24 protein-coding genes and 5 tRNA genes are annotated in these 23,733 nt (G+C 68.0%); 17 read left to right on the top strand and 12 right to left on the bottom strand.

What is annotated here, in order from left to right; genetic code table 11:
* Positions 1-6 precede the first annotated feature (6 nt).
* The 3 genes from otnC to ltnD are packed head-to-tail and all read right to left on the bottom strand — an operon-like array spanning position 7 to position 2,941.
* Positions 7-654 (bottom strand): 3-oxo-tetronate 4-phosphate decarboxylase, encoded by a 648-nt coding sequence (otnC, locus tag C9J49_RS06610; RefSeq protein ID WP_046078040.1) that lies wholly within the window; start codon positions 652-654, stop codon positions 7-9.
* Positions 651-1,931, bottom strand: a complete 1,281-nt coding sequence (gene otnK / locus C9J49_RS06605; protein WP_107181487.1) for a 3-oxo-tetronate kinase — start codon at positions 1,929-1,931, stop codon at positions 651-653. Before otnK ends, otnC begins: the two co-directional genes overlap by 4 nt.
* Before the next feature lie 2 nt (positions 1,932-1,933).
* On the bottom strand, positions 1,934-2,941 hold the full coding sequence (gene ltnD / locus C9J49_RS06600; RefSeq protein WP_107181488.1) for an L-threonate dehydrogenase: 1,008 nt from the start codon (positions 2,939-2,941) through the stop codon (positions 1,934-1,936).
* 68 nt (positions 2,942-3,009) lie between these two features.
* On the opposite strand from ltnD, the gene C9J49_RS06595 reads away from it, so the two are divergent.
* A complete protein-coding gene (locus tag C9J49_RS06595) occupies positions 3,010-4,044 on the top strand; it encodes a LacI family DNA-binding transcriptional regulator (protein ID WP_046078038.1) in 1,035 nt (344 codons plus the stop codon).
* A 24-nt stretch (positions 4,045-4,068) separates the two neighbouring features.
* Here C9J49_RS06595 and C9J49_RS06590 read toward each other — a convergent pair whose 3' ends face one another.
* Positions 4,069-4,962: a LysR family transcriptional regulator gene (locus tag C9J49_RS06590; protein WP_046078037.1), complete on the bottom strand. Its 894-nt coding sequence runs from the start codon at positions 4,960-4,962 to the stop codon at positions 4,069-4,071.
* Positions 4,963-5,110: 148 nt separating this feature from the next.
* Between C9J49_RS06590 and C9J49_RS06585 the strand changes: the two genes are divergently transcribed.
* From C9J49_RS06585 to C9J49_RS06570, 4 genes are all read left to right on the top strand, one after another.
* Positions 5,111-5,704, top strand: a complete 594-nt coding sequence (locus tag C9J49_RS06585; protein WP_107181489.1) for an NAD(P)H-dependent oxidoreductase — start codon at positions 5,111-5,113, stop codon at positions 5,702-5,704.
* A 20-nt stretch (positions 5,705-5,724) separates the two neighbouring features.
* Positions 5,725-6,534 (top strand): 2,5-didehydrogluconate reductase DkgB, encoded by an 810-nt coding sequence (gene dkgB, locus C9J49_RS06580; RefSeq protein ID WP_107181490.1) that lies wholly within the window; start codon positions 5,725-5,727, stop codon positions 6,532-6,534.
* 102 nt (positions 6,535-6,636) lie between these two features.
* Positions 6,637-7,323, top strand: a complete 687-nt coding sequence (locus C9J49_RS06575) for a type 1 glutamine amidotransferase domain-containing protein (protein WP_107181491.1) — start codon at positions 6,637-6,639, stop codon at positions 7,321-7,323.
* 140 nt (positions 7,324-7,463) lie between these two features.
* On the top strand, positions 7,464-8,222 hold the full coding sequence (locus tag C9J49_RS06570; RefSeq protein WP_107181492.1) for an SDR family NAD(P)-dependent oxidoreductase: 759 nt from the start codon (positions 7,464-7,466) through the stop codon (positions 8,220-8,222).
* 190 nt (positions 8,223-8,412) lie between these two features.
* On the opposite strand, the gene C9J49_RS06565 is transcribed toward C9J49_RS06570, so the two are convergent.
* From C9J49_RS06565 to C9J49_RS06545, 5 genes are all read right to left on the bottom strand, one after another.
* Positions 8,413-8,488, bottom strand: a tRNA-Ala gene (locus tag C9J49_RS06565).
* Between the two features lie 302 nt (positions 8,489-8,790).
* The gene (locus C9J49_RS17325) at positions 8,791-8,889 is read right to left on the bottom strand and encodes a hypothetical protein (RefSeq protein WP_258393801.1); all 99 of its coding nucleotides are present in this window, start codon (positions 8,887-8,889) and stop codon (positions 8,791-8,793) included.
* Positions 8,890-9,109: 220 nt separating this feature from the next.
* Positions 9,110-10,393: an FAD-binding oxidoreductase gene (locus C9J49_RS06555; protein ID WP_107181493.1), complete on the bottom strand. Its 1,284-nt coding sequence runs from the start codon at positions 10,391-10,393 to the stop codon at positions 9,110-9,112.
* The gene (gene nhaC, locus C9J49_RS06550) at positions 10,390-11,835 is read right to left on the bottom strand and encodes a Na+/H+ antiporter NhaC (RefSeq protein ID WP_107181494.1); all 1,446 of its coding nucleotides are present in this window, start codon (positions 11,833-11,835) and stop codon (positions 10,390-10,392) included. Before nhaC ends, C9J49_RS06555 begins: the two co-directional genes overlap by 4 nt.
* A 78-nt stretch (positions 11,836-11,913) precedes the next feature.
* Positions 11,914-12,870, bottom strand: coding sequence for an ornithine cyclodeaminase family protein (locus C9J49_RS06545; RefSeq protein ID WP_107181495.1), 957 nt, complete (start codon positions 12,868-12,870; stop codon positions 11,914-11,916).
* A 118-nt stretch (positions 12,871-12,988) separates the two neighbouring features.
* Here C9J49_RS06545 and C9J49_RS17405 point away from each other — a divergent pair, with 118 nt between their 5' ends.
* Positions 12,989-13,798, top strand: coding sequence for an AraC family transcriptional regulator (locus C9J49_RS17405; RefSeq protein ID WP_046078028.1), 810 nt, complete (start codon positions 12,989-12,991; stop codon positions 13,796-13,798).
* 370 nt (positions 13,799-14,168) lie between these two features.
* On the opposite strand, the gene C9J49_RS06535 is transcribed toward C9J49_RS17405, so the two are convergent.
* Positions 14,169-14,244 (bottom strand) — tRNA-Ala (locus C9J49_RS06535).
* Positions 14,245-14,444: 200 nt separating this feature from the next.
* Between C9J49_RS06535 and uvrY the strand changes: the two genes are divergently transcribed.
* The 8 genes from uvrY (at position 14,445) to nadB (ending at position 20,862) form a co-directional block, all read left to right on the top strand.
* Complete coding sequence (gene uvrY, locus C9J49_RS06530; RefSeq protein WP_035595545.1) at positions 14,445-15,092, top strand: UvrY/SirA/GacA family response regulator transcription factor; 648 nt, start codon at positions 14,445-14,447, stop codon at positions 15,090-15,092.
* Between the two features lie 83 nt (positions 15,093-15,175).
* Entirely contained in the window at positions 15,176-16,990 is a 1,815-nt protein-coding gene (uvrC, locus tag C9J49_RS06525; protein ID WP_107181497.1) for an excinuclease ABC subunit UvrC, read from the top strand.
* 112 nt (positions 16,991-17,102) lie between these two features.
* Positions 17,103-17,651, top strand: coding sequence for a CDP-diacylglycerol--glycerol-3-phosphate 3-phosphatidyltransferase (pgsA, locus tag C9J49_RS06520; protein WP_035595551.1), 549 nt, complete (start codon positions 17,103-17,105; stop codon positions 17,649-17,651).
* A gap of 62 nt (positions 17,652-17,713) precedes the next feature.
* A tRNA-Gly gene (locus tag C9J49_RS06515) sits at positions 17,714-17,788 on the top strand.
* A 94-nt stretch (positions 17,789-17,882) separates the two neighbouring features.
* Positions 17,883-17,956: transfer RNA gene (locus C9J49_RS06510), tRNA-Cys, on the top strand.
* A 30-nt stretch (positions 17,957-17,986) separates the two neighbouring features.
* Positions 17,987-18,073 (top strand) — tRNA-Leu (locus C9J49_RS06505).
* A gap of 50 nt (positions 18,074-18,123) precedes the next feature.
* Complete coding sequence (locus C9J49_RS06500; RefSeq protein WP_046078026.1) at positions 18,124-19,251, top strand: FUSC family protein; 1,128 nt, start codon at positions 18,124-18,126, stop codon at positions 19,249-19,251.
* Between the two features lie 24 nt (positions 19,252-19,275).
* The gene (nadB, locus tag C9J49_RS06495; RefSeq protein WP_107181498.1) at positions 19,276-20,862 is read left to right on the top strand and encodes an L-aspartate oxidase; all 1,587 of its coding nucleotides are present in this window, start codon (positions 19,276-19,278) and stop codon (positions 20,860-20,862) included.
* Positions 20,863-20,988: 126 nt separating this feature from the next.
* On the opposite strand, the gene C9J49_RS06490 is transcribed toward nadB, so the two are convergent.
* The gene (locus tag C9J49_RS06490) at positions 20,989-21,339 is read right to left on the bottom strand and encodes a hypothetical protein (protein ID WP_052719258.1); all 351 of its coding nucleotides are present in this window, start codon (positions 21,337-21,339) and stop codon (positions 20,989-20,991) included.
* 7 nt (positions 21,340-21,346) lie between these two features.
* Entirely contained in the window at positions 21,347-21,640 is a 294-nt protein-coding gene (locus C9J49_RS06485; protein ID WP_035595558.1) for a succinate dehydrogenase assembly factor 2, read from the bottom strand.
* Positions 21,641-21,864: 224 nt separating this feature from the next.
* On the opposite strand from C9J49_RS06485, the gene C9J49_RS06480 reads away from it, so the two are divergent.
* From C9J49_RS06480 to lapB, 3 genes are read left to right on the top strand one after another with little or no spacing between them, the layout of a single operon-like run.
* A complete protein-coding gene (locus C9J49_RS06480; protein ID WP_258393819.1) occupies positions 21,865-22,185 on the top strand; it encodes an integration host factor subunit beta in 321 nt (106 codons plus the stop codon).
* A 55-nt stretch (positions 22,186-22,240) separates the two neighbouring features.
* Entirely contained in the window at positions 22,241-22,546 is a 306-nt protein-coding gene (locus C9J49_RS06475; protein ID WP_035595562.1) for a lipopolysaccharide assembly protein LapA domain-containing protein, read from the top strand.
* 2 nt (positions 22,547-22,548) lie between these two features.
* Positions 22,549-23,733 (top strand): lipopolysaccharide assembly protein LapB, encoded by a 1,185-nt coding sequence (lapB, locus tag C9J49_RS06470; protein WP_107181499.1) that lies wholly within the window; start codon positions 22,549-22,551, stop codon positions 23,731-23,733.

Raw genomic sequence — 23,733 nt, 5'->3', positions numbered from 1 at the left:
GTCGGGTCAGTCGCGCGGAAAGCGCGCTTCGAGTTCGGCCACCTGCTCGGGCGTCAGGCCGCGCGGGTCCTGCCCGCGCAGCAGGAGGAACAGTTTGGCGGTTTCCTCGAGCTCCTCGGTGGCGTAGACCGCGGCCTCCAGCGACTTGCCGGCCACCACCGGGCCGTGATTGGCCAGCAGCACCGCGCTGTGGCGGCCGGCCAGGCCGCGCACGGCGTCTCCCAGGCTCGGGTCACCGGGCATGTGATAGGGCACCAGCGGCAGCTTCCCGACCCGCATCACGTAGTAGGCCGTGAGCGGCGGAATGCAGTCGCAGGGATTCACGTCGGGCAGGCAAGAGACGGCCACCGAGTGGGTCGAATGCAGGTGGACGATGGCGCCGGACTGGGGACGCTCCTGGTACATCGCCGTGTGCAGGAACTGCTCCTTGGTCGGCCTGTCGCCGTCGAGCAGTCGGCCGTCCCGGTCCAGGCGCGCGATGCGCGCCGGATCGAGCCGCCCCAGGCAGGCATTGGTCGGCGTCATCAGCCAGCCGCCGTCTTCCAGGCGCACGCTGATGTTGCCGCTGGAGCCCATGGTCAGCCCGCGATCGAACAGCGACTTCCCCATGACGGCGATCTGCTCGCGCTGGGCATTGATGGCATGCGCGCTCATGTCAGCACCTCGAAGGCTCGGGTAAAGAAATCGGGGCCGCCGAAGTTGCCCGACTTGAGCGCCAGGGACAGCGGCGCCTCGCGGCCGGCAAGCGGAGCCTGGGTCCAGGGCACGCCGGGATCGATCTGCTCGCCGATGCGCAGGGTGCGAACCCCCAGCGCCGAGACCACCGCGCCGGAGGTCTCGCCGCCGGCGACCACCAGCCGGCCCACGCCCTCCTCGACCAGCGTGCGGGCCAGGCGCCCCAGCGCGTCTTCGACCAGTTGACCGGCGCGTTCGGCACCCAGCGTCGCCTGGGCAGCCTTGACCCGCTCCGGGTCGGCGGAGGCATAGACCAGCACCGGACCGCCGTCCGCCAGCCGCTCCCGGGCGAAGGTCAGCGCGTCCTGGAGGTGGTCCTCGCCCTCGGCCAGCGCCAGCGGGTCCAGCGCCATACCAGGGTGATGCTCGAGGAAGCGCGCCACCTGCGCCAGGGTCGCCCGAGAGCAGCTGCCCGACAGCACCAGGGCCGTGCCGGCCGACGGTGCCAGGCGGCCGGGCTCGGCCACCTCGGCCAGCCAGCCGCAGCGCCGGTACTCGACCGGCAGCGCCTGACCCAGCCCGGAGCCGCCGGTCACCAGCGGCAGGTCGACCACCGCCGCGGCGATCGCCGCGAGGTCACGATCGTCGAGGGTGTCGCAGACCACATGGCCGACGCCCTGCTCATGCAGCGCCTCCAGATGACGGCGAGTCGCCTCCCCGCCCCGGGCCAGCACCGAGTGCGATGCCAGCCCCACCGGGCGCGCGACCTGACGGGACAGCACCCGCACCAGGTCGGCATCGGTCATGGGATTGAGCGGGTGGTGCTGCATGCCGCTCTCGTTGAGCAGCCGGTCACCGACGAACAGGTGCCCCTGATAGACCGTACGGCCGTTGACCGGGAATGCCGGCACCATCACCGTCTGGGTCGCGCCGAGCCGCGTCATCAGCGCCTCGGCGACCGGGCCGATATTGCCGGCGTCGGTGGAATCGAAGGTCGAGCAGTACTTGAAGAAGATCTGGCGCGCGCCCTGCGCCTGCAGCCAGTCGAGGGCGGCGAGGGAATCCTCGACGGCGCACTCCACGGCGCAGGAGCGCGACTTCAGCGCCACCACTACGGCGTCGACGTCGTCCAGCGCCAGTGCGGCGTGCGGCACGCCGATCACCTGCACGCAGCGCATGCCGCTGCGCACCAGGTTGTTGGCCAGGTCGGTGGCGCCGGTGAAGTCGTCGGCGATGGCGCCCAGTACGATAGCCATGATCAGGCCTCCTGCGGGTCGTTGGCCGCCTCGGGCAGCGTGATCCCCGACAGCCGCTCGTAGACCTTGATCACGGCCGAGTCGTCCTCGCGACCCAGGCCGGCACCCTTGGCGGCGGTGAACTGCTGGAGGGCAGAGGCGGTCACCGGGGTCGGCATGGCCAGCTCGCGTCCGGTGTCATGGACGATGTTGAGGTCCTTGACGAAGATGTCGACGGCCGACAGCGGCGTGTAGTCTCCCTTGAGGATGTGCGGCACCCGGTTCTCGAACATCCAGGAATTGCCCGCCGAATGGGTGATCACCTCGTAGACGGTGTCCGGGTCGAGCCCCAGGCGGATGCCCAGTGCCATGGCCTCGGCCGCAGTGGCGATATGCACCCCGGCCAGCAGCTGGTTGACGAGCTTCATGCTCGAGCCGACGCCGGGCCCATCGCCCAGCCGGTAGACGGTGGCCGCCATGGCCTCGAGCGCCGGGGCCGCCTTGTCGAACGCCGAGTGCGCCCCGGAAGCCATGACCGACAGCTCGCCGCTGCGCGCCTTGGCGGCCCCGCCGCTGATCGGTGCATCGAGCATCTCGAGGCCGGCCTCGACCAGCCGCTCACCCAGCCGGCGGGCGATGCTGGGCGCCACCGTGGCGCACTGCACCACCACGCTGCCCGGTGCCAGCCGCGCGGCCAGCCCCTGCTCGCCGAACAGCACCTGCTCCACCTGATCGGCATTGACGACCACCAGCAGCACGATATCGCAGCACTCGGCGAGTGCCGCTGGACTGTCGACCCAGCGCCCGCCTTGTGCCTCGAAGGCCTGCCGCGCCGCCGCGGAAACGTCGCAGCCCGTGACCGGCAGCCCTTTCTCGAGCAGCGCCATGGCCGTTCCCAGGCCCATGGCCCCGAGGCCGACGACCCCGATGCGGGGCTTGCTTGCGGAAATGTCGCTCACCTTTGGTTCTCCCGATATCGTGTGCTGGCCGTCTCGGTGGAGGATGTCACCGGCGCGTGTTAGCGCTATCATGTTAGCGCTAACACCTTTCTAGACGGACGCCTCTGACGGGGCAAGCGCAGAGCGCAGGGACGAGACCAATGTCTAACCGGGACACCCAACGAACCCGGCGCCGCCGGGGCGCGTCGCAACCGACACTCAAGGAGGTCGCCGAGGCCGCCGGCGTGTCCGCCATCACCGCCTCGCGCGCGCTGAACACGCCCGAGCGGGTCAACGAGGCCACCCGGGCGCGGATCCTGGAGGCCATGGAGCGGGTCGGCTACGTGCCCAACCTGATCGCCGGCAGCCTGGCCTCGGCGCGCTCGCGCTTCATCGCGGTGATCGTTCCCTCATTGGAGAACAGTGTCTTCATCGAGGTGATCCGCGGCCTGCAGGTCACCTTCGAGGCCCGGGGCTACCAGATCCTGCTGGGCAACACCGACTACGACCTCGAGCGCGAGCACCAGCTGGTCAGGACCTTCCTGGGCTGGTCCTGCTCCGCCCTGGTCACGGCGGGCCTGCGCCACTCGCCGGCCTGCCGCACCCTGCTCGCGCATTGCGACAAGCCGGTCATGGAAGTCATGGAGCTCGGCGACGGGCTGGACCTGAACGTCGGCCTCGACCATCGCGAATCCGGCCGCTGCATGGCCAGCCACCTTCTGGAACGGGGCCATCGCCGCAGTGTTTTCGTTGGCGCATGTCTGGATCGGGACTACCGCGCTCAGATGCGCTATGAGGGGCATCGAGAGGTGTTCGAGTCCGCCGGCCACGAAGCACCGCTGCTCGAGCTCGACCAGCTGGGCAGTCTGGACGCCGGCGCCGGCGGGCTGGATCGCGTGCTGGCCGAGTACCGCGATGCCGATGCCATCCATTTCGCCAACGACGACCTGGCGGCCGGCGCCCTGCTGCACAGCGTGCGGCTCGGGCTGACAGTGCCGGACGACATCGCCATCGCCGGCTTTAACGGCCTGCCGCTGGGTCAGCATCTGACGCCGCGCCTGACGACCATCCGCTCCCCCCGGGAGGCCATGGGGCGGCAGGCCGCCGAACAGGTGCTGCGGCGCCTGGACGACCGGCGCGTCAGCCGTCGACGGCTGGATGTGGGCTTCGAGCTGCTGATCGGCCAGAGCACCTGAGGCTCCGCCGCACGCCGATCCCCCTCATAGCGTCAGCCGCGGGGCGATGAAGTCAAGAAAGGCGCCGATCCGCGGCGACAGCGCGGTGTTGCGGTAGTAGACCGCCTGCACCCGCTCGCGCGGGTTGGGGCTGACGATATACGCGTCCAGCAGGCCGACCAGATCGCCCCGCGCCAGATCCTCTCGAATCATGAAGCGTGACAGGCATGCAATGCCGTGGCCCGCCAGGCACAGTTCGCGCATCACCTCGCCGCTGGAGGTCGTGAGCGAGGGACGGATATTGGGCCCCTGCGATGACAGGCCCGCCACCGGCCAGTAGTTCAGCGCCTCGGCGTTGATGAAGCCCAGCAGTCGATGCCCATGCAGGGCCTGCGGCACGTCGGGCGCGCCGTGCCGCTCGAGATACGATGGGCTCGCCACCAGCCGCAGCGGCGACTGACCCAGGCTGCGGGCATGCAGGGTGGAATCCTCGAGGCCGCCGATGCGGATCGCCACATCGGCACGCTGCTCGAGCAGGTTGATGATGTCGTCGGAAGCGCAGAGCTCCAGTTCGATGCCGGGATACGCCGCCTGGAACTCCCCGATCAGCGGCACCAGCTGATGCAGGATGAAGGGCGTGGCCGCGTCCACGCGCAGCGGGCCGCTGGGGCGCTCTCGGCCGATCCTCACCGCCTCTTCGGCTTCTTCCAGCACGCCGAGCCCCTCACGCACGCGTTCGGCGAAGCGCCGCCCCTCGCTGGTCAGGATGATGCTGCGGGTGGTGCGGTTGAGCAGCGGTGCATCGAGCCGCCGCTCCAGACGCTGGACGGCTCGGGACACCCGGGACACCGGCACGCCCAGTTGACGCGCCGCGGCACTGAAGCTTCCGCTGTCCACCACCGCCAGCAACAGGCTGAGTTCGTCCGTGCGGCTGTCCATGCGTGTCTCCTTAGGGCCATTCGTTCGCCGTCAGGATCCCAGCCTTTGCATCAAACGCAAAGGTGTTTTGCACCTTGTCGCGATTGAAGCCCGCCCATGACGTCCCCACTCTTGAGCGCACGACTGATTAGGAGATTAACGAAAGCCCATGAATATCCTGCTGCTCAACGGTGCCAAGGCCTACGCTCATTCCGGTGGCCGCTACAACGACACCCTGCACGAGACGGCGCGTGGCACCCTGGCCGAACGGGGCCACACCCTGCAGGAAACGCGTATCGACGATGGCTACTCGGCAGACGCCGAGGTCGAGAAATGGCGCTGGGCCGACGTCATCATCCTGCAGATGCCGGGCTGGTGGATGGGGGCGCCATGGACCGTCAAGCGCTATCTGGACGAAGTGCTGACCACCGGCCATGGCACGCTCTACGCCAGCGACGGGCGCTCGCGCCACGATCCGACCCGGCAGTACGGCAGCGGCGGCCTGCTGCAGGGCAAGCGCTACCTGCTGTCGCTGACCTGGAACGCGCCGCAGGAGGCCTTCGACGCGCCCGGCGACTTCTTCGAGGGCCGCGGCGTCGACGCCGTCTACTTTCCGCTGCACAAGGCGCTGGAATTCCTCGGCATGAGCGCCCTGCCAACCTTCCTGGCCAACGACGTGATCAAGTCACCGGCCATCGACGCCCATCGGGATGCGTACCAGGCCCACCTGATACGCGTCCTCGACGAACCCGCTGACGCCTGAACCCGACCCAAGGAGCTTTCATGACGACCCATACGCTGCCCACCCCAGGTTTCGGCACCTTCCGCCTCGAGGGCGACACCCTCAAGCAAAGCGTGCTGACCGCGCTCGAACTCGGCTATCGCCACATCGACACCGCGCAGTTCTATGGCAACGAGGCCGAGGTCGGCCAGGCCATCGCCGAGAGCGGCATTCCCCGCGAGGAGATCTTCCTGACCACCAAGGTCTGGCATGATCGCCTTTCGCCCGCCGACCTGGAGGCCAGCGCCGAGGAGAGCCTGAACAAGCTCGGCACCGACCACGTCGACCTGCTGCTGATCCACTGGCCCTCGCCCCACGACGAAGTGCCCATGGCCGACTACCTGACGGCGCTCAAGAAGGTGCAAGAGGCCGGCAAGACCCGCCATATCGGGGTCTCGAACTTCACCCGCGCCCAGCTCGACCGGGCCGTCGAGATCCTCGGCGAGGGCGCCCTGCTGACCAACCAGATCGAGGTGCATCCCTTCCTGCAGAACCGGGCGCTGATCGAGCACTGCGAACGCCACGGCATCGCGGTGACCGCCTTCATGCCGCTGGCCGTGGGCAAGGTGATGGAGGACGAGACCCTGGCGCGCATCGCCGACGCCCATGACGCCAGCCCGGCGCAGATCGCCCTGGCCTGGCTGAACCAGCAGGGTATCGTGACCATTCCGTCCTCCACCAAGGCGAAGAACATCGAAAGCAACCTGGTCGCCCTCGAGATCACGCTGAGCGACGAGGAGATGCAGGCCATCGCCGCCCTCGATCGTGGCGAACGCATCGCCAACCCGGATTTCGCGCCGGCCTGGGACTGACGCCAGGCTTTACCAACGGCGACATCCGATCCACGCTGACATTCCCGACACATCCCGAAACGGGCCCGACATGCCGGGCCCGACACCCCAGGAGACGCTTCGATGACACCGCGCATTCTGATCGTGCTGACCTCTCACGACCGCCTCGGCGACACCGGCGAGAAGACCGGTTTCTGGCTCGAGGAACTGGCCGCCCCCTACTATGTGTTCCAGGACGCCGGCGCCGAACTCACCCTGGCCTCGCCCAAGGGCGGCCAGCCGCCCCTGGATCCCAAGAGCGATGCCGATGAGAGTCAGACAGAGGCGACCCGCCGCTTCCAGCAGGACGCCGAGGCCAAGGCCCGGCTCGCCGCCACGCAGCGCCTGGCCGACGTCAAGGCCGACGACTATGACGCCATCTTCTATCCGGGCGGCCACGGCCCGCTATGGGACCTGGTCGACGACGCCGACTCGGTCCGTCTGATCGAGGCCTTCTGGGCCCAGGGCAAGCCGGTGTCCACGGTCTGCCACGCGCCCATCGTGCTGCTCAACGCCAAGGACGAGCACGGCAAGCCGCTGGTCGAGGGACGCGCGGTCACCGGCTTCACCAACGGCGAAGAGGACGCCGTGGGCCTGACCGAGATCGTGCCGCAGCTGGTCGAGGATGCCCTGATCGCCAAGGGCGGCCGGTATACCAAGGCCGACGACTTCGCGCCCTACACCCGCCAGGACGGCAACCTGATCACCGGTCAGAACCCGCCTTCCTCCGAGCCTGTCGCCCGCTGCCTGATGGACGCCCTGAAGGGCTGAGTCCGGCTCACGGGAGCCGCCACCATGGGCGGGGTCGGCCATGCCGGCCCCGCCCGTTGTCCATCAGCACCATCGATCCCCGCCGCCTCGACGCGCTATGCTGAGGCTCCTACCGATCTCATGACGCAAAGGAGCCTGCCATGAACCGTATCGCCTTCATCACCGGTGCCACCTCCGGATTCGGACGCGCCTGTGCCCACCGCTTCGCCGAGGCCGGCTGGTCGCTGGTGCTCTCCGGCCGCCGCGAGGAACGCCTCGCGGAGCTTCGCGAGGCGCTCGAGGACAAGGTCCCGGTCCACACGGCGGTACTCGACGTGCGCGACGACGCCGCAGTGAAGGCCATGGTCGAAGCCCTGCCCGACGAGTTCGCCGGGGTGACCTGCCTGATCAACAACGCCGGCCTGGCCCTGGCGCCCCAGCCGGCGCAGCAGGTCGACCTCGCCGACTGGCACACCATGATCGATACCAACGTCCGCGGGCTGGCCAACGTCACTCATGCGCTGCTGCCGACGCTGATCGAACAGGGTGCCGGCACCAGCATCATCAATCTTGGCTCGGTAGCCGGCGATACACCCTACCCCGGCAGCCATGTCTATGGCGCCACCAAGGCCTTCGTCAAGCAGTTCAGCTACAACCTGCGCTGCGACCTGCTGGGCACCGGCGTACGCGTGACCGACGTGGCCCCCGGCCTGTCCGAGACCGAGTTCACCCTGGTGCGCACCGGCGGCAACCAGGACGCCCACGACGCTCTCTACCAGGGCACCACGCCGCTGTCCGCCGAGGACATCGCCGAGCAGATCTTCTACGTCGCGACCCTGCCCGTGCACATCAACATCAACCGGATGGACGTGATGCCCGTGCGGCAAGCCTGGGCGCCATTCGCCATCGACCGCGACTGAGCCGCGAAGACGACGAACGCCATCACTCGCCGGGCCAAGGCCCGGCGAGACGCCAGACACACAGGCAGCGCAAAATATGAAGTGCCAGGAAAGGAGGAAAGCCAGATAGCGAACAGGACGGGAAAAGCAGACACACAGACAAAAAGAAGCGGCCCGATGCATGGCATCGGGCCGCTTCTCGATATTCGATTGGTGGAGCCTAGCGGGATCGAACCGCTGACCTCAACACTGCCAGTGTTGCGCTCTCCCAGCTGAGCTAAGGCCCCACTGTTGCTCGCCGCTTCTGCCTTGCGAGAACGAGGCGAATATTACGCCGTCATGTCGGAGACGTCAAGCCCGGAACCCTCTTTTCAACACTGCACCGAGCATGGCCATGGCCGCAAACAGAGCCCATCGCAGACGGGCATGAAGCGATGATGTCGCGCGAGCCATGCTTGGACGCCGGCTTTTTGCCATTTAGCAAGCCTGGGCACCCTTGCCCCCAAGAGAAGGCAAACGAGGGCCGAAGCCCCTCGGCGTTCGAGAGCCCATACTCGGCCAGGAACGCCTCCATCATGCTGGGCGAGGTCTACTCGCGCACCCGCGACACGTAGTCGGCGCCGACCTCGGCCACCTGGCGGCGCTGGTGCTGCGACAGCTCGATGCGCTCGACCAGCCCGCGCAGCACCTCCGCCTCGTCGACGCCGTAGTGGGCACGGATGCGCGCGCGGCTCGCTCACGGCATCGTGTGGATGACGGTTGGCTTCGTCCATGGTCGATCTCCTAGCGACGTCCAGCGCGTCGCCGATATTCAGGCTCTGATGGCGCCGTCGTTGTCGAAAGTTACACACATAGCGTAGGCCCCCTGCCATAGGGGCCCGAAGAGGCATGCGGCCGCGGCGGTGCCCTCAGGCTTTCCCGCAGCAGACTTCGCGCGGCGCACTCCTGCGCCCCGTGAAGCGGGTCACCCGAAAGGGCGCGAGGTCGAGGGCCGGAGGCTCGCCGGCCAGTCGGGCCACGAGCAGCTCGGCGGTGATCGCCGCCTGGGTCAGCCCCAGGTGCTGGTGGCCGAAGGCGAAGGCCACCGCCGGATGGCGCGGATGGACGTCGATCACCGGCAGCGAGTCCGGCAGCGTCGGGCGAAATCCCATCCACTCCTCGGCGCCGTCGTCGAGCCCGGCGGGATCGTGCAGCAGCGCCTCGGCATGCCGGCGAAGCGAGGCATAGCGGAGCGCCCGGGGCGGTAGCGCCAGCCCGCCAAGCTCGGTGAAGCCGACGATGCGCAGCCCGCAGCTCATGGGGGTCATCACGCAGCGGCGCTCCGCCGAGCCCACTGGCCGGCGCAGGGCCTGGCCGCGCCCGGGCAGCGTCAGGTGGTAGCCGCGCTCGGTCTCCAGCGGGATGCTCAGGCCAAGCCCGGCCGCCAGGCGATGGCTCCAGGCACCGGCGGCGACCACCGCGCGCTCGACGTCCCGCGTGCCATCGTCGGTGTGCAGCCGCACGCCCTCGCCCCGCGGTTCGAGGCGCGTCACGCCGTCCCGGTGCAGCTCGCCACCGCGGGCCTCGAAGGCCGCGGTCAGTCGGCGCACCAGGGCGTGGGGATCGCGCACCTGGTGCGCATCGCGGAAGTGGAGGCCGTGGCTGAGCGCGCCCGAGAGCCCCGGTTCCAGGGCGCGTAGCTCGTTCGCCTCGCACCACTCCACCGCGTGCCCCCAACGGCGAAGCTCGTCCATCCGCTTCCTCGCGGCGACCCGTCCGCGCGGGGAGGCCCACACCTGCAGGTAGCCCGAGGCCACCAGCTCATGCTCGGCGCCGATGTCGGCCAGGCAGCGCCGCCAGGCGTCCACCGCGGCGCCGTTCAGGGCCGCCAGGGCCCGGCGCCCGCGTTCCACCTGGCCCGGCCGGGCGGCGGCCAGGAAGCGTGCCAGCCATGGGGCCAGCCGCGGCAGGTAGCGGGCCGGCAGCGCCAGGGCGCCGTGGGGATCGAACCACAGCCGCGGTGCCTGGCGCAGGCTCGCCGGGCTGGCCAGCGGGTCGATCAGCTCGGTGGCCAGGAAGCCGGCGTTGCCGTAGGAGGCGCCCTCCCCCGGCCCCTTGGAATCGAACACGCTCACCGCATGCCCCCGGCGCTGCAGGGCCAGGGCGGCGGTCATGCCGACCACCCCGGCACCGATTACCGCGATGCGGCTCATGCCCGCTCCCCTGCCGCCGCAGCGTCGTCCTCGGCGCGCCTGGAGAACCAGCCGAGCTGGGCATAGAGAATGCCGAACAGCGGCGACAGCCAGCAGGCGAAGGCCAGCGGGATGTACAGCAAGGCGCTGAAGTCGCCGGCGCTCACGGTCAGCCCCAGGGCACCGATCACGAAGGCGCCGCCCGCGTTCCAGGGCACCAGCGGCGAGACCAGGGTGCCGCCCTCCTCGATGGCCCGGGACAGGTTGAGGCGCGAATAGCCCAGCTCATCGTAGGCCGGCTTGTACATGCGTCCCGGCAGGGCGATCGACAGGTAGACGTCGCCGGACACCACGTTGGTGGCGATGGAGGTCAGGATGGCGCTGGTCTGCAGCCCGCGAAAGCCCTTGAGGCGCTTCATGATGGCGCCGACGATGGCCTCCAGGCAGCGGGTGCGCTCGAGCGCGCCGCCATAGGCCAGGGCGAACATCATCAGCGTCACCACCCAGGTCATCGAGGTCACGCCGCCGCGGTTGAGCAGACTGTCCAGGGTCTCGCTGCCGGTGACGACGCTGTAGCCGCTGTGGGCGAAGGTCAGGGCATCGTGCACGCTCGCGCCCTGGGTGAAGATGGCCACGCCGCCGCCCAGCATCACCCCGGTGAACAGCGCCGGAATCGGCGCCACCTTGAAGAACGCCAGGCCGATGACCACCACCAGCGGCAGCAGCTGCCAGGGGCCCATCACGAAGTTGTCGGCCAGGCCCTGCTTGATGGCGTCGATGCGCGTCAGGGTATCGGTCCCGCCGCCGTCGGCCCCGCCGACCACGGCATATACTGCCAGCGCGATCAACATCGCCGGCACGGTGGTGGGCATCATGTTGCGGATATGGTCGAAGATGTTGGTCTCGGTGACCGCCGGCGACAGATTGGTGGTGTCGGAGAGCGGCGAGATCTTGTCGCCGAAGAAGGCGCCGGAGACCACCGCCCCGGCGGTCCAGTAGAGCGGCACGCCGAAAGCGTCGCCGATGCCCATCAGCGCCAGGCCCACGGTGCCGACGGTGGTCCAGGAGGAGCCGATCGACAGCGAGACCATCGAACACATCAGCATGGCCGCGGCCAGGAACCAGCTCGGGTCGATCAACTCCAGCCCCAGATAGATCAGCATCGGTACGGTGCCGCTGGCGATCCAGGTGCCCACCAGCATGCCGACGATGATCAGGGTGGCGATGGAGGGCATTGCCACGTGCAGCACCTGGAAGGCGCCGGACTCGATGTCCTTCCAGCGATAGCCCTGCAGCCAGCCGACCAGGGCGGTAATGCCGAAGCCGATGGCCAGCGGGATGTGCGGGGTGAAGTCGTCGTAGTAGAAGATCTGCACGCCCAGCAGGGCGATGGTCAACACCACCGGGATCAGCGCCAGCGGCAGGCGCGGCACCGGGATGGCCGGGGTCGAATAGTCTTGCATCTTGAAGGCTCCCCGGGCGGGACGCGCCCGCCCTTCTTTGTCGTTGTCATCGTGTCGCAGGAGGCGAAGCTTGTCGGGTCAGTCGCGGCAGCGCTCGTAGGCCAGGATGGCGGCGGCCAGGTCCTCCACCGAGGCGCCCACCGACTTGAAGACGGTGATCGCACGATCGGGGTCGGCCAGCGCCGCGCGGCCCGGATGTTTCCCGCCGCACAGGTCGGGGAAGTCGGCAAGGATGTCGGTCTCGCCGATCACGCCGCTGGCGATCGGGTCGATCAAGTCGCCGGTCTCGCTCAGCGCGCCCTCGCGGGTGTCGACGAACACCGCGCCGCGGCGCATCACCTCGTCGTCCGCCTCGCGCATGAAGGGCGTGAAGCTGCCCACCAGGTCCAGATGGGTGCCCGGCGTCAGCCACTCGCCGTGGATCAGCGGCTCGGGGCTCAGGGTGGCGCAGCTGATGATGTCGGCCCGCCCGGCGGCCTCGGCCAGGCCATCAGCCGGCACCGCCTGGGCGTCCAGGCCCTCGTCGCGCAGCTCCGCGGCCAATGCCTGGGCACCGGCCTCGTGGATGTCCCAGATGCGTACCCGCTCGATGGGACGCACGGCGCGGTGCGCCGGGATCAGCCGGCGGCCCATGCGCCCCGCCCCTACCATCAGCAGCTCGCGGCTGTCTTCGCGGGCCAGGTAGCGGGCGGCCAGGGCGGATGCCGCCGCGGTGCGCCGGGCGGTCAGTTCGTTGGCCTCGAACTGGGCCAGGTGGTGTCCGGTGCGAGCGCAGCTCAGCAGGTAGTGGCCGGAGAGGCCCGGCTGGCCGCGGCCGCTGTTGCCGGGAAAGACGTTGACCTGCTTGACGCCGAGGTACTGGCCTTCGATCCAGGCCGGCATCAGCAGCAGGGTGGCGTCCGGGTCGCCCGGCACGTGCCGGTGATGATGATGGCGCACCGGCGAATGCACGGTGCGAGTGAAGATATCGTCCAGCGCTTCCACCAGCGCGCCCCAGGGCAAACTGATGGTGACTTGTTCGGCGTCGAGATACATGTCAGCCTCTTTTCAACGGTGCCCGAGCCAGTCTATGCCCCCCCGCCTACGGGCACTTTGCCCTGCCTCCGCAAGCGTTGATCCAGGCTCCGCAATCGCCGGTCCCGAGGAGGACGAGATGTCACAGACCCAGGCTCGCTGTAACCGCATCGCCCGTAGCGCCGGCGAGCACTGCCACGACTATCCCCAGTTGATGCTGGGCTGGCGCGGGGCGATGGACTACGAGTTCAGCCGCGGCAGCCAGCGCTTGGCGCTGGGCCAGGCGGCGATCCTCCCGGTGGGCGAGACGCACCATTACATGGGACGTGGCGACGACAGCGAAGTGTTGGTGATCGACCTCGACCGCGACGACCCCTGTCTGACCTCCCTGGAACAGAGTTGCGAGCTGGCGCTGCGGGAATCGCTGTTCGCCGAGCCCCGAGCGCTCACCCTGCCGCCGACGCTGATGCCGATGGTCGACTACGCCACCGGCCAGCTTCGCGGCCGGCACACGCCGCAACAGGCGGCGCTGATCAACCACCAGCTGGCGCTGCTGTTCGTCAGCCAGTTCAGCCAGCTGCTCGGCGAGGAGGGCCCGGGCGCCCGGCGGCGCGAGCGCCTGCCCGCCGCGGCCCTGGACGCCTTCATCGACGAACGCCTGGACCTGCCGCCGGACAACCAGGCGCTGGCCGAGGCCATGAACCTCGGCCAGAGCCAGCTTCACCTGCTCTGCCAGCGCCAGTTCGGCGTGACACCCCAGCAATACGTGCTGCAGCGCCGCCTGCAGTGGGCACGCTACTGGCTATGCCAGACTACGCGCCCGGTCGGCGAGATCGCTCTCGACCTAGGTTTCGCCGACGTATCGACCTTCTCGCGAGCGTTCCGCCGCCGCACCGGCCGCTCGCCCAGTGAGGAACGACGCCAGGGCAGCACCGCCCGCATGTCCTGAACACAGGTGAAGCAACCTCCAGCATTGCGCCGTGTGAGGCGGACTCTATTCGGTAGATAAGATCTGTGGTCACAGCCGCAGCAGAGACAAGGAGTGCGGTTATCAGGTTTTAGCTTTAAGCACAGTATCTGAGGATCTAGGCATACGTGGTGGCCTCGATAAAGCCTTTCTAGGAAAGGCTTGGGGTACCTGCAGGGTGGTGGCAATGTCCGCCGCCTGATATGTCACCGAAAAATGCCCAATCGGACATCTTGCCGTTTCTCTATCCCGGCGTTATCTCACGACACTTGGACGGTCCATGTTAACGACGAAAAAAACAAAAAAAGCCGCCCGATGCATTGATTGCATCGGGCGGCTTCTCGAAATTCGTTGGTGGAGCCTAGCGGGATCGAACCGCTGACCTCAACACTGCCAGTGTTGCGCTCTCCCAGCTGAGCTAAGGCCCCACTGTTGCTCGCCGTTGTTGCCTTGCGAGAACGAGGCAAATACTACGGACATTCCCCACGCTCGTCAACACCTTGGCGGGAAAAATCAGACCTAGGGCTGACACCAATTCCCCTTAGGGAGATGTTGTGCCACGCTAGGGACTATCATGGCTGCTCTATATGCGCCCGACACACTTAACATCATCTCAGGAGCACCTGCCTTGATCAGGGTTCTCGTTGCCGACGACCACCACCTGGTAAGGACCAGTATCGCCCACCTGCTCGGTGCCGAGCAGGACATCACCATCGTGGGCGAGGCCGCAGATGGCGAAGATGCCATTCGCCTGGCCCGCGAACTCAAGCCCGATATCGTGCTGATGGATATCCGCATGCCGGGCATCGGCGGTCTGGAAGCCACGCGCAAGATCCATCGTTTTACCCAGGACATCCGTATCCTGGTGCTGACCGCCTTCATCGAGGACACCTTCGCCCAGCGCCTGCTCGATGCCGGTGCCCATGGCTTTATCAGCAAGGGCTCGCAGCACGACGAGATGGTGACCGCGGTGCGCAGCGTCTTCGCCGGGCAGCGCTACGTCAGCCCGGAGATCGCCCAGCGCCTGGTCCTGTCGCGCATCGACGCCAGCGACAACCCCTTCGACCAGCTGTCCCAGCGCGAACTGCAGGTGGCGATGATGATCGTCAACTGCCAGAAGGTGGCCGATATCGCTGACCGCATGTTCCTGAGCCCCAAGACCGTCAACACCTACCGCTACCGCATCTTCGAGAAGCTCGACGTGCATTCCGACGTCGAGCTGACCCACCTCGGGCTGCGTCACGGCCTGGTCGACGGCTTCAGCGAGGCGGAATGACTCGACCGGGAGACTCCCCGTAATCCCCGCCCCGGCGGCGCGTCTGATAGGATGAGCCTCCATCCACGCCAGACCGCCGCCCGATGAGTTTCGATTCGCGCCACTTCCTCGCCACCGTCACCGAAGCCCCCGGCGTCTACCGCATGCTCGACGAGAGCGGCGAGACGCTCTACGTCGGCAAGGCCCGCCGCCTCAAGCCACGCCTGGCCAGCTACTTCCGCGGCGCGCTTAACGCCAAGACCCAGGCGCTGGTGGCACGCATCGCCGACATCCAGGTCACGGTCACCAACAGCGAGACCGAGGCGCTGCTGCTCGAGCAGACGCTGATCAAGGAGCAGCGCCCGCCCTATAACATCCTGCTGCGCGACGACAAGTCCTATCCCTTCGTCTTCGTTACCGACCGCCATCCTTTCCCGGCGCTGGAGTACAAGCGGGCACGCACCCGCCATGACGACGGACGCTACCTGGGCCCCTATCCCAGCAGCACCGCGGTCCGCGAGAGCCTGTCGCTGATGCAGAAGATCTTCCGCATCCGCAACTGCGAGGACAGCGTCTTCGCCCATCGCACCCGGCCCTGCCTGCAGTATCAGATCGATCGCTGCACGGCCCCCTGCGTGGATTACATCTCGGAGGCGGACTATCGGCGCGACCTGGAGCACGCCATTCAGTGCCTGGAAGGCAAGAGCGAGGCCGTGACCCGGGAGCTGACTCGCGACATGGAAGCGGCCAGCCAGGCCCTCGAGTTCGAGGAGGCCGCCCGACTGCGCGACCAGATCCAGCAGCTGCGTCAGCTGCAGCAACGCCAGTTCGTCGACACCGGCAGCGGCGACGCGGACGTCTTCGCCCTGGCCTCCCGCCCGGGGACGCTGTGCATATCGGTGCTCGCCATCCGGCAGGGTCGACTGCTGGGCGCCCGCCATCATCAGCCGACCAACGGCCTGGACCTGGGCCCGGAAGCCCTGCTTGGCGAGTTCGTCAGCCAGTTCTACCTCGGCCAGGCCCGCGAGATCCCCGCCGAGGTGATCACCAGCCATGCGCTGCCCGATGCCGAGCTGCTGGCACAGGCCCTCAGCGAGCATGCCGGCAAGCGGGTTCGCGTCACCGACCAGGTGCGCAGCCACCGCGCCCAGTGGCAGGAGCTGGCCCGCACCAACGCCGAACAGCAGCTGGCCGGCCAGCTGGCCAACCAGACCCAGCTCGCGAAGCGCTTCGAGGCGCTGCGCGAGGCACTCGGGCTCGAGCAGGCACCGGAACGCCTGGAATGCTTCGATATCAGCCACAGCCAGGGCGAGGCCACCGTGGCCTCCTGTGTGGTGTTCGATGCCGACGGACCGCGCAAGTCCGACTATCGCCGTTTCAACATCGAGGGCATCGAGCCCGGCGACGACTACGCCGCCATGCGCCAGGCCCTGTCTCGCCGTTTCAAGCGGCTCGCCCAAGGCGAGGGAGAGCGGCCGGACATCCTGGTGGTCGACGGCGGCAAGGGCCAGCTCAACATGGCCCGCGAAGTGTTCGCCGAGCTCGGCGTGACCGGCGTGATGCTGCTGGGTGTCGCCAAGGGCAGCACCCGCAAGGCGGGACTGGAGATCCTCTACCTGGAGACCGTCGACCGCACCCTCGACCTCGATGCCACCTCCCCGGCCCTGCATCTACTGCAGCATATCCGCGACGAATCGCACCGCTTCGCCATCACCGGCCACCGCACCCGGCGCGACAAGGCGAGGCGGACCTCGACCCTGGAAGACATTCCCGGCGTCGGCCCACGCCGCCGTCGCGAACTGCTGCGTTTCTTCGGCGGCCTGCAGGGCGTCCGCCAGGCCAACCGTGACGAACTCGCCCGGGTCCCAGGCATCAGCGCCACCCTCGCCGACACCATCCATCGCGCCCTGCATGGATAAATGCCGCCGGCCGCCCGAAACGATTCACCGTGCCTACATGGATGAGCGTCGCCGAGCGGGATAGAATGACCCGATATCCCGTGTTCCCCCTCAGGCAAGGACCGCAGCTTCGATGAACATCCCCAACCTCCTGACCCTGGCCAGAATCGTCTTCATCCCGCTGCTGGTCGTACTGTTCTATCTGCCCTTCTCATGGAGCATGCTGGCCACCGGCGCCCTGTTCGGCCTGGCCTCGATCACCGACTGGCTGGACGGCTACCTGGCTCGGCGCTGGAACCAGTCGACGCCCTTCGGCGCCTTCCTCGACCCGGTCGCCGACAAGCTGATGGTCGCCGTGGCCCTGGCGCTGCTGATAGAACGCTACGACGCCAGCTGGCTGACCCTGCCGGCACTGGTGATCATCGGTCGCGAGATCGTGATCTCGGCGCTGCGCGAGTGGATGGCCGAGATGGGCAAGCGCGGCACGGTGGCCGTCTCCTCGATCGGCAAGTTGAAGACCACCCTGCAGATGATCGCCCTGCTGCTGCTGCTGGGCTTCGCCCCGGGCACTTCCATCGCCACGCTCGGTGTCGTGACCCTCTATGCCGCGGCCCTGCTGACCCTGTGGTCGATGATCCAGTACCTGCGGGCCGCCTGGCCGCACCTCAGCGACTCGATGTAACGACAGCCGAGAAAAGCGTTTGACAGTCACCGACTTATCCGTATAATACGTCCTCGAGTCAGGCGGGAATAGCTCAGTGGTAGAGCATCGCCTTGCCAAGGCGAGGGTCGCGAGTTCGAATCTCGTTTCCCGCTCCACTCTCTTCGACAGAAGAGATCTGACTCGAACGGATCAATGCGCATGACGGGCCATCGTCTTCGCTCCATCCCCCACGGGTGGCACGATCCTTGAGGCTGGATGGCAGAGTGGTTATGCAGCGGACTGCAACTCCGTGTACGCCGGTTCGATTCCGACTCCAGCCTCCATCATTCCTATAGCTGTGCGCTCGAACCCCCGCCCGGATGGCGAAATTGGTAGACGCAAGGGACTTAAAATCCCTCGGTGGCAACACCGTGCCGGTTCGAGCCCGGCTCCGGGCACCATGACTTCCCGACCCGCCATGGGCTGACCTGTCGACGGTACTCCTTTCCCCATGAAGCTGGTACGCCCGCTACGCGACCCCTACTTCACGAATCAGCATCGTCGCATTCTGCACGTGCTGCGCGTGGCGCTGGCTCTGACCGTCGCCTATGCCATCACCGAACCCTTCGATCTCCCGCATCGCGGCTGGGCGCTGGTCAGCACCGTGATGGTGATGGGCAACCTGCCCCACATCGGCGGCGTGCTCGACAAGGGGCGCCAGCGCCTGCTCGGATCGCTGCTGGGCGCCCTCTGGGGGCTGCTGCTGATCGTCATCACCCCCTTCTGGCCCCCGGTGCTGCATCTCGGCGCCCTGGCCGGCATCGCCGCGGTCACCTGGTACACCTTCAGCAAGCGTTTCGGCTACGGCGGCCTGATGTTCGCCATCAGCCTGCTGCTGGTCATCGGCGGCAGCACCCCCGAACTGGAAGCTGCCCTGTGGCGCAGTTTCAACGTGCTGCTGGGCACGCTGATCGGCATCGGCGTCACCGTGCTGGTGCTGCCCCACAAGGCTACCGACCTGCTGCGCTTCGCCCTCGCCGATCACCTGGATCACATGGCCCGGCTCTATCATGCTCATACGTCGGCCAGCGCGCCGCCCGACCTCGACACCCACGAGCTGCTCAAGGGCTGCAGCAAGCTGTTGGTCAAGCAGCGCGGGCTGGTGGATGCCATTCATCGCGAGAACCGGCTGACCCGCGTCGAGCTGGACGAGCTCATCTCCCTCCAGCGCCGCATGTTCTCGACCATCGAGCTGCTGCTCGAAACCCACTGGAACACCCGCGCCGGCCACGAGCGCATCGATGCCATGCACGGCCTTCGCGGCCAGCAGCACACCCTGGCCCGCGCCATCGGCACCCTGGCGTTCCAGGTACGCACCGGCCACCCCATCGACGTCGAACTCGCCCCCTTCGACCTGCAGCGCCATGCCGAGCTCGCGGGCGATGCCTACGCCGAAGACGGCCGCCGCCTGTTCAGCCCCAGCGGCTACCTGTGGCTCAATCGCGAGCTGGCCCGCCTGACCGGCGAACTGGTCGAACGGCTGGGCAGCCTGGAGCGCCTGCCCAGCCGCCGTCTGCGCAAGGGCGCGTCGCGCCACGGTCTGCTCGAGCCGGACGACACCGGCCAGGCACCGCAGTAACGCCGCCATGAAAGGAACCGTCCGATGCCCGACAGCCCCCACGAGACCCTGATCATCGGCGGCGGTATCGCCGGCCTGGTCCTGGCCCTGGAGATCGCCGAACGCCGCCCCGTGACGCTGCTGCAACCGTCCCGCGAGGCCCTGGGCGCCAGCCGCTGGGCCCAGGGCGGCATCGCCGCCGTGCTGTCGCCGGACGACGAGGTCGAGGCGCACGTCGCCGACACCCTGGTGGCCGGCGACGGCCTGTGCGACGAGGCCGCGGTGCGCTTCACCGTGGAGCAGGGGCCGGCCGCCATCGAGTGGCTGCTGTCGCTGGGCGTCCCCTTCACGCCGGATCCCGACCCCGAGGCCCGCTACCCGTATCACCTGACCCGGGAGGGCGGTCACGGGGCACGCCGCATCATCCACGCCGACGATGCCACCGGGCGCGCCGTGGTGGAGACCCTGCGACAGCACGTTGAACGCCACCCGGCCATCCGCCTGCGCACCGACCTGACCGCCATCGGTCTGATCGCTGACGTCGCCGGTCACTGCCGGGGCGCCCGCTGCCTCGACGAAAACGGCGGTCTGGTGGAGCTGATGGCGGCGGACACCGTACTCGCCACCGGCGGGGCCAGTGGCCTGTTCCGCCACACCACCAGCCCCGACCCGGCCTGCGGCGAAGGCATGCTGATGGCGGCCGAGCTTGGTGCCGAGCTGATGAACCTGGAATTCCAGCAGTTCCACCCCACCTGCCTGTTCGACCCGGACGGCCCACCTTTTCTGATCAGCGAAGCGGTACGCGGCGAGGGCGGCCTCCTGCTCGACGCCGACGGACGCCGCTTCATGCCAGAGGTCGACCCTCGCGCCGAACTGGCCCCGCGCGACGTGGTCGCCCGCGCCATCGACGCCGAAATGCAGCGCAGCGGCCGCGACCATGTCTGGCTCGACGTGCGCCATCTGGGGGAAGATGCCATTCGCCACCACTTCCCCACCATCCACGCTTACTGCGCCTCACGCGGCATCGACATCGCCCGGGAGCCGATCCCGGTGGTTCCGGCCGCCCACTACAGCTGCGGCGGCGTGAGCACCGATCTCGAGGGCGTCACCACGGTGCCCCGCCTCCATGCCGTGGGGGAGGTGGCCGGCACCGGACTGCACGGCGCCAATCGCATGGCCAGCAACTCATTGCTGGAGTGCCTGGCCTTTGCCCGCAGCTGCGCGCGTCGCCTGCGTGATGCCAGCACGCCCGGCGATGCCCCGCTGACGTCCTGGCAGCCCGGCACCACGCCAGTGCCGGATGCAGAATGCCAGGCGTTGCTGACCGAGGTGCGCACGATCATGAGCGAGAGCGTGGCCATCGTGCGCCATGATGCCGGGCTCGCGGCGGCCGAGGAACGCCTCGCCGAGCTCGCCGAGCGCCTGGCGCCGTGCATCGCCGAGGCGCGTCCCAGCGTTCCCCTCGCCCGGCTATGGCATGCCCTGCGCCTGGCACGACTCACCGTGGCCAGCGCCCGGGCGCGCCGCGAATCCCGCGGCCTGCACTTCAACCCCGACTGCCCGCTGCATGGCGATCCCGCACCACAGCCATCACGCCTCCACCTCAGCGACCTGACACCCGCCAACCACTGAGGGATGCGGCCGCCCCGAGGCGCTCGTATAAAAGAGCGGAACAACACGGGCAGCCACCATGGAAGAGGCGCCCGGAGCGACACTTCATCGTCCGGCATCGGGGAAGGCGGAAAAGAGAAGCCGGCATCAAGGAAGAGAGAGCAGCGCCTTGCGCAGCCGACGCAGCGATTCGGCGTTGCCGCTATCGGGCCAGAGCCAGAGGCGCCTGCCGGGCAGGCGCAGCCCGATCAGCCAGGGTCCCAGGTAGTCGCACCGCAGCGGCACTTGCTGCCAGACCTCACTCCCCGCAGGACGCCAGGCCAGCAGTGGCGCCGCACCCTCTCGCGGCTGCAGGCGCAGCGCACCCCGCAGCCGCTGCCGGGCGACATCGATCAGCACGGCAGCCATCAGCGCCGCCGCTGGCAGGGCCGCCCACCAGGTCACGAACGTTCCCAGCCACCCCACCACACCCAGGGCCATCAGGCCCTGGGCGAGCAACGACAGCCTAGAGGTTGCGATAGTGATCGTTATCGGTGCTCTCGGCATGCTCGACGATCATCTTGACGATGCGGCGACGCTCGGGCTCCTCGGGCCACTCACGGCGCATCAACCAGGCGAAGAGATCCTGATCCTCCTCGTCGATCAGGGTGCGATAGGCGGCCTGGTCGCGCTCGTCGAGGGTATCGTAGCGTTGCTCCAGGAAGGGAATCAGCAGCAGGTCGAGTTCCCACATGCCACGACGGGAATGCCAGTAGAGGCGCTTGCGAAGGGCGGCTGCCGCGGACGAATCGTCGTTCAAGATCGGCCTCGTTGATCCGATGAATGTGTCGACAGTATACCCGAGCCGTCCACCCCCGGCAGCCCGCCCCGATCCACCGTGCCCGCGGCCAAGGCGACTGGCCGAGCAGCGTCGAGCGCGGGTCCGGCAGCGGCACGCAACTTGCGTGTGAAGGCTAGTGCGTTGTTTTATCAAAAGTTGCGCAGTATGCTTTGAGGAACGATCGCCCTGTGCCCCACGGCCGGATCAGGACAGCACGGAGAGAGCCGATGACCAAGTCCGAACTGATCGAACAGATTGCCATGCGACAGCCCGAGCTGTCCGTCAAGGACGTCGAGGCCGCCGTGCGGCTGATCCTGGATGACATCACCGACACCCTCGCGGACGGCGGGCGGGTCGAGATCCGCGGCTTCGGCAGCTTCTCGCTGCACTATCGCGAACCGCGCGTCGGCCGCAACCCCAAGACCGGCGAGCCCGTCGATCTCGACGGCAAGTTCGTACCGCACTTCAAGCCCGGCAAGGAGCTGCGCGAGCAGGTGGACGCCAGTCGCGCCCTCGGTTACTGACGGGCGCGCCCGACCGCCCTTCCCACTCTCTTTCACACGACACGGGAATTCACACATGCGTTGGCTCAAAGGCCTGATCCTGGCCGTCATCCTGCTGGTGGTACTGCTGGTCGGCATTCTTTTCGCCGTCAACAACCAGCAAGCCCTGCCCCTCAACCTGATCTGGTTCGAGCTGCCGGCGGCGTCGCTCTCGGTGTGGCTGCTGGCCAGCCTGGTCGTCGGTGTACTGCTTGGCATGCTCGCCATGGGTGGCGTCTACCTGCGCCTGCGCACCCTGCTGACCCGGGCCCAGCGCCACAATCAGCAGCAGCGCAAGGAGCTGGACCAGCTGCGCGTCCAGGAGATGAAGGAACTGCCCTGAGCATGACCGATGTTCTGCTGCTGGCCCTGTTGTTGGCAGCGGTCGCCATCGGCTGGTGGCTCGGCCGCCGCGAACGCCGGAACACCGCCCCCGCGCCTCAGTCGCCGACGCTGGCCCGCGATTACTTCGTGGGCCTCAACTATCTGCTCAACGACCAGCAGGACCGCGCCATCGAGACCTTCATCGGCGCCCTGGAGGTCAACAGCGATACCATCGAGACGCACATCGCCCTGGGCAACCTGTTCCGCACCCGCGGCGAGGCCGACCGGGCGGTCAAGGTCCACCAGAACCTGCTGGCACGTCCGACGCTCAGCGCCCAACAGGGCGACCGCGTTCAGCTGGAGCTGTCACGCGACTTCCTGCAACTCGGCCTGCTGGACCGCGCCGAGCGACTGCTCTACTCGCTGATCAAGGACAGCCATAACGGCGAGCATCGCCATGCCGCCAGGCAACTGCTGGTCGACCTGCTGGAACGGGAAGGCGAGTACCAGCAGGCACTGGACGTGGCCCAGCCGGCGCTGATCAAGGAAAGCAACGACGTGCGGCGCGCCGCCGCCCACTGGCTGTGCGAGATCGCCGACCAGGAGCGCCAGTCGGCGAGCCCGGTGTTGGCGCGTCGCCATCTCAAGCAGGCGCTTTCCACCGATCGCCAGTGCGTTCGCGCCAATCTGATGCTGGCCGACATGGCACTGGAGACAGGCCAGTACCGCCAGGCGATCCGGCTGCTGCAGCGAATTCCCGACCAGGACAAGCACTTCATTCCGACCCTGCTAGAACCGCTGGGACGCGCCTATCGGCTGCTCGACGATGAAGAGGGACTGATTCGTCACCTCGAGTCGCTGCTCGAGACCGCGCCCTATACCAGCGTGATCATCACGCTGGCCGAGGCCCTGCGCCGCCAGCATGGTGATACGGAGGCCGCCCAGGCGCTGCTGACCCGAGAGCTGGAGCGCTCGCCGAGCCTCGGCGCCGTCGACTACCTGATTCGGCTCTACCACCAGCAGGAAGGTGGCACGGGCAACCCGCGCATCGAACTGCTGCAGCGCCACACCCACACGCTGCTCCAGGCCCGACCCCGCCATCGCTGCCAGCGCTGTGGCTTCAGCGGCGAACCGCTGCTGTGGCAGTGCCCCCGCTGTCGCAGCTGGGGCACCACCAAACCGATCACCGGGATCGAGGGCGAATAG

It is taken from the genome of Halomonas sp. SL1, assembly GCF_003030865.2.
In the GTDB taxonomy this organism is placed as follows: Bacteria; Pseudomonadota; Gammaproteobacteria; order Pseudomonadales; family Halomonadaceae; genus Halomonas; species Halomonas halophila.
The sequence above is the reverse complement of the archived record's forward strand: the minus strand, read 5'-3'. Positions and strand labels throughout refer to the sequence as shown.

Excerpts from the sequence above, each read along its gene's own strand:
- C9J49_RS06590 (WP_046078037.1), bottom strand. The coding sequence starts at position 4,962 with ATGGACAGCCGCACGGACGAACTCAGCCTGTTGCTGGCGGTGGTGGAC.
- otnC (WP_046078040.1), bottom strand. The coding sequence starts at position 654 with ATGAGCGCGCATGCCATCAATGCCCAGCGCGAGCAGATCGCCGTCATG.
- nhaC (WP_107181494.1), bottom strand. The coding sequence starts at position 11,835 with ATGCAAGACTATTCGACCCCGGCCATCCCGGTGCCGCGCCTGCCGCTG.
- C9J49_RS06595 (WP_046078038.1), top strand. The coding sequence starts at position 3,010 with ATGTCTAACCGGGACACCCAACGAACCCGGCGCCGCCGGGGCGCGTCG.
- uvrC (WP_107181497.1), top strand. The coding sequence starts at position 15,176 with ATGAGTTTCGATTCGCGCCACTTCCTCGCCACCGTCACCGAAGCCCCC.
- dkgB (WP_107181490.1), top strand. The coding sequence starts at position 5,725 with ATGACGACCCATACGCTGCCCACCCCAGGTTTCGGCACCTTCCGCCTC.
- lapB (WP_107181499.1), top strand. The coding sequence starts at position 22,549 with ATGACCGATGTTCTGCTGCTGGCCCTGTTGTTGGCAGCGGTCGCCATC.
- otnK (WP_107181487.1), bottom strand. The coding sequence starts at position 1,931 with ATGGCTATCGTACTGGGCGCCATCGCCGACGACTTCACCGGCGCCACC.
- ltnD (WP_107181488.1), bottom strand. The coding sequence starts at position 2,941 with ATGATAGCGCTAACACGCGCCGGTGACATCCTCCACCGAGACGGCCAG.
- nadB (WP_107181498.1), top strand. The coding sequence starts at position 19,276 with ATGCCCGACAGCCCCCACGAGACCCTGATCATCGGCGGCGGTATCGCC.
- C9J49_RS17405 (WP_046078028.1), top strand. The coding sequence starts at position 12,989 with ATGTCACAGACCCAGGCTCGCTGTAACCGCATCGCCCGTAGCGCCGGC.
- C9J49_RS06545 (WP_107181495.1), bottom strand. The coding sequence starts at position 12,870 with ATGTATCTCGACGCCGAACAAGTCACCATCAGTTTGCCCTGGGGCGCG.
- C9J49_RS06555 (WP_107181493.1), bottom strand. The coding sequence starts at position 10,393 with ATGAGCCGCATCGCGGTAATCGGTGCCGGGGTGGTCGGCATGACCGCC.
- pgsA (WP_035595551.1), top strand. The coding sequence starts at position 17,103 with ATGAACATCCCCAACCTCCTGACCCTGGCCAGAATCGTCTTCATCCCG.
- C9J49_RS06475 (WP_035595562.1), top strand. The coding sequence starts at position 22,241 with ATGCGTTGGCTCAAAGGCCTGATCCTGGCCGTCATCCTGCTGGTGGTA.
- C9J49_RS06570 (WP_107181492.1), top strand. The coding sequence starts at position 7,464 with ATGAACCGTATCGCCTTCATCACCGGTGCCACCTCCGGATTCGGACGC.
- C9J49_RS06575 (WP_107181491.1), top strand. The coding sequence starts at position 6,637 with ATGACACCGCGCATTCTGATCGTGCTGACCTCTCACGACCGCCTCGGC.
- C9J49_RS06500 (WP_046078026.1), top strand. The coding sequence starts at position 18,124 with ATGAAGCTGGTACGCCCGCTACGCGACCCCTACTTCACGAATCAGCAT.
- C9J49_RS06585 (WP_107181489.1), top strand. The coding sequence starts at position 5,111 with ATGAATATCCTGCTGCTCAACGGTGCCAAGGCCTACGCTCATTCCGGT.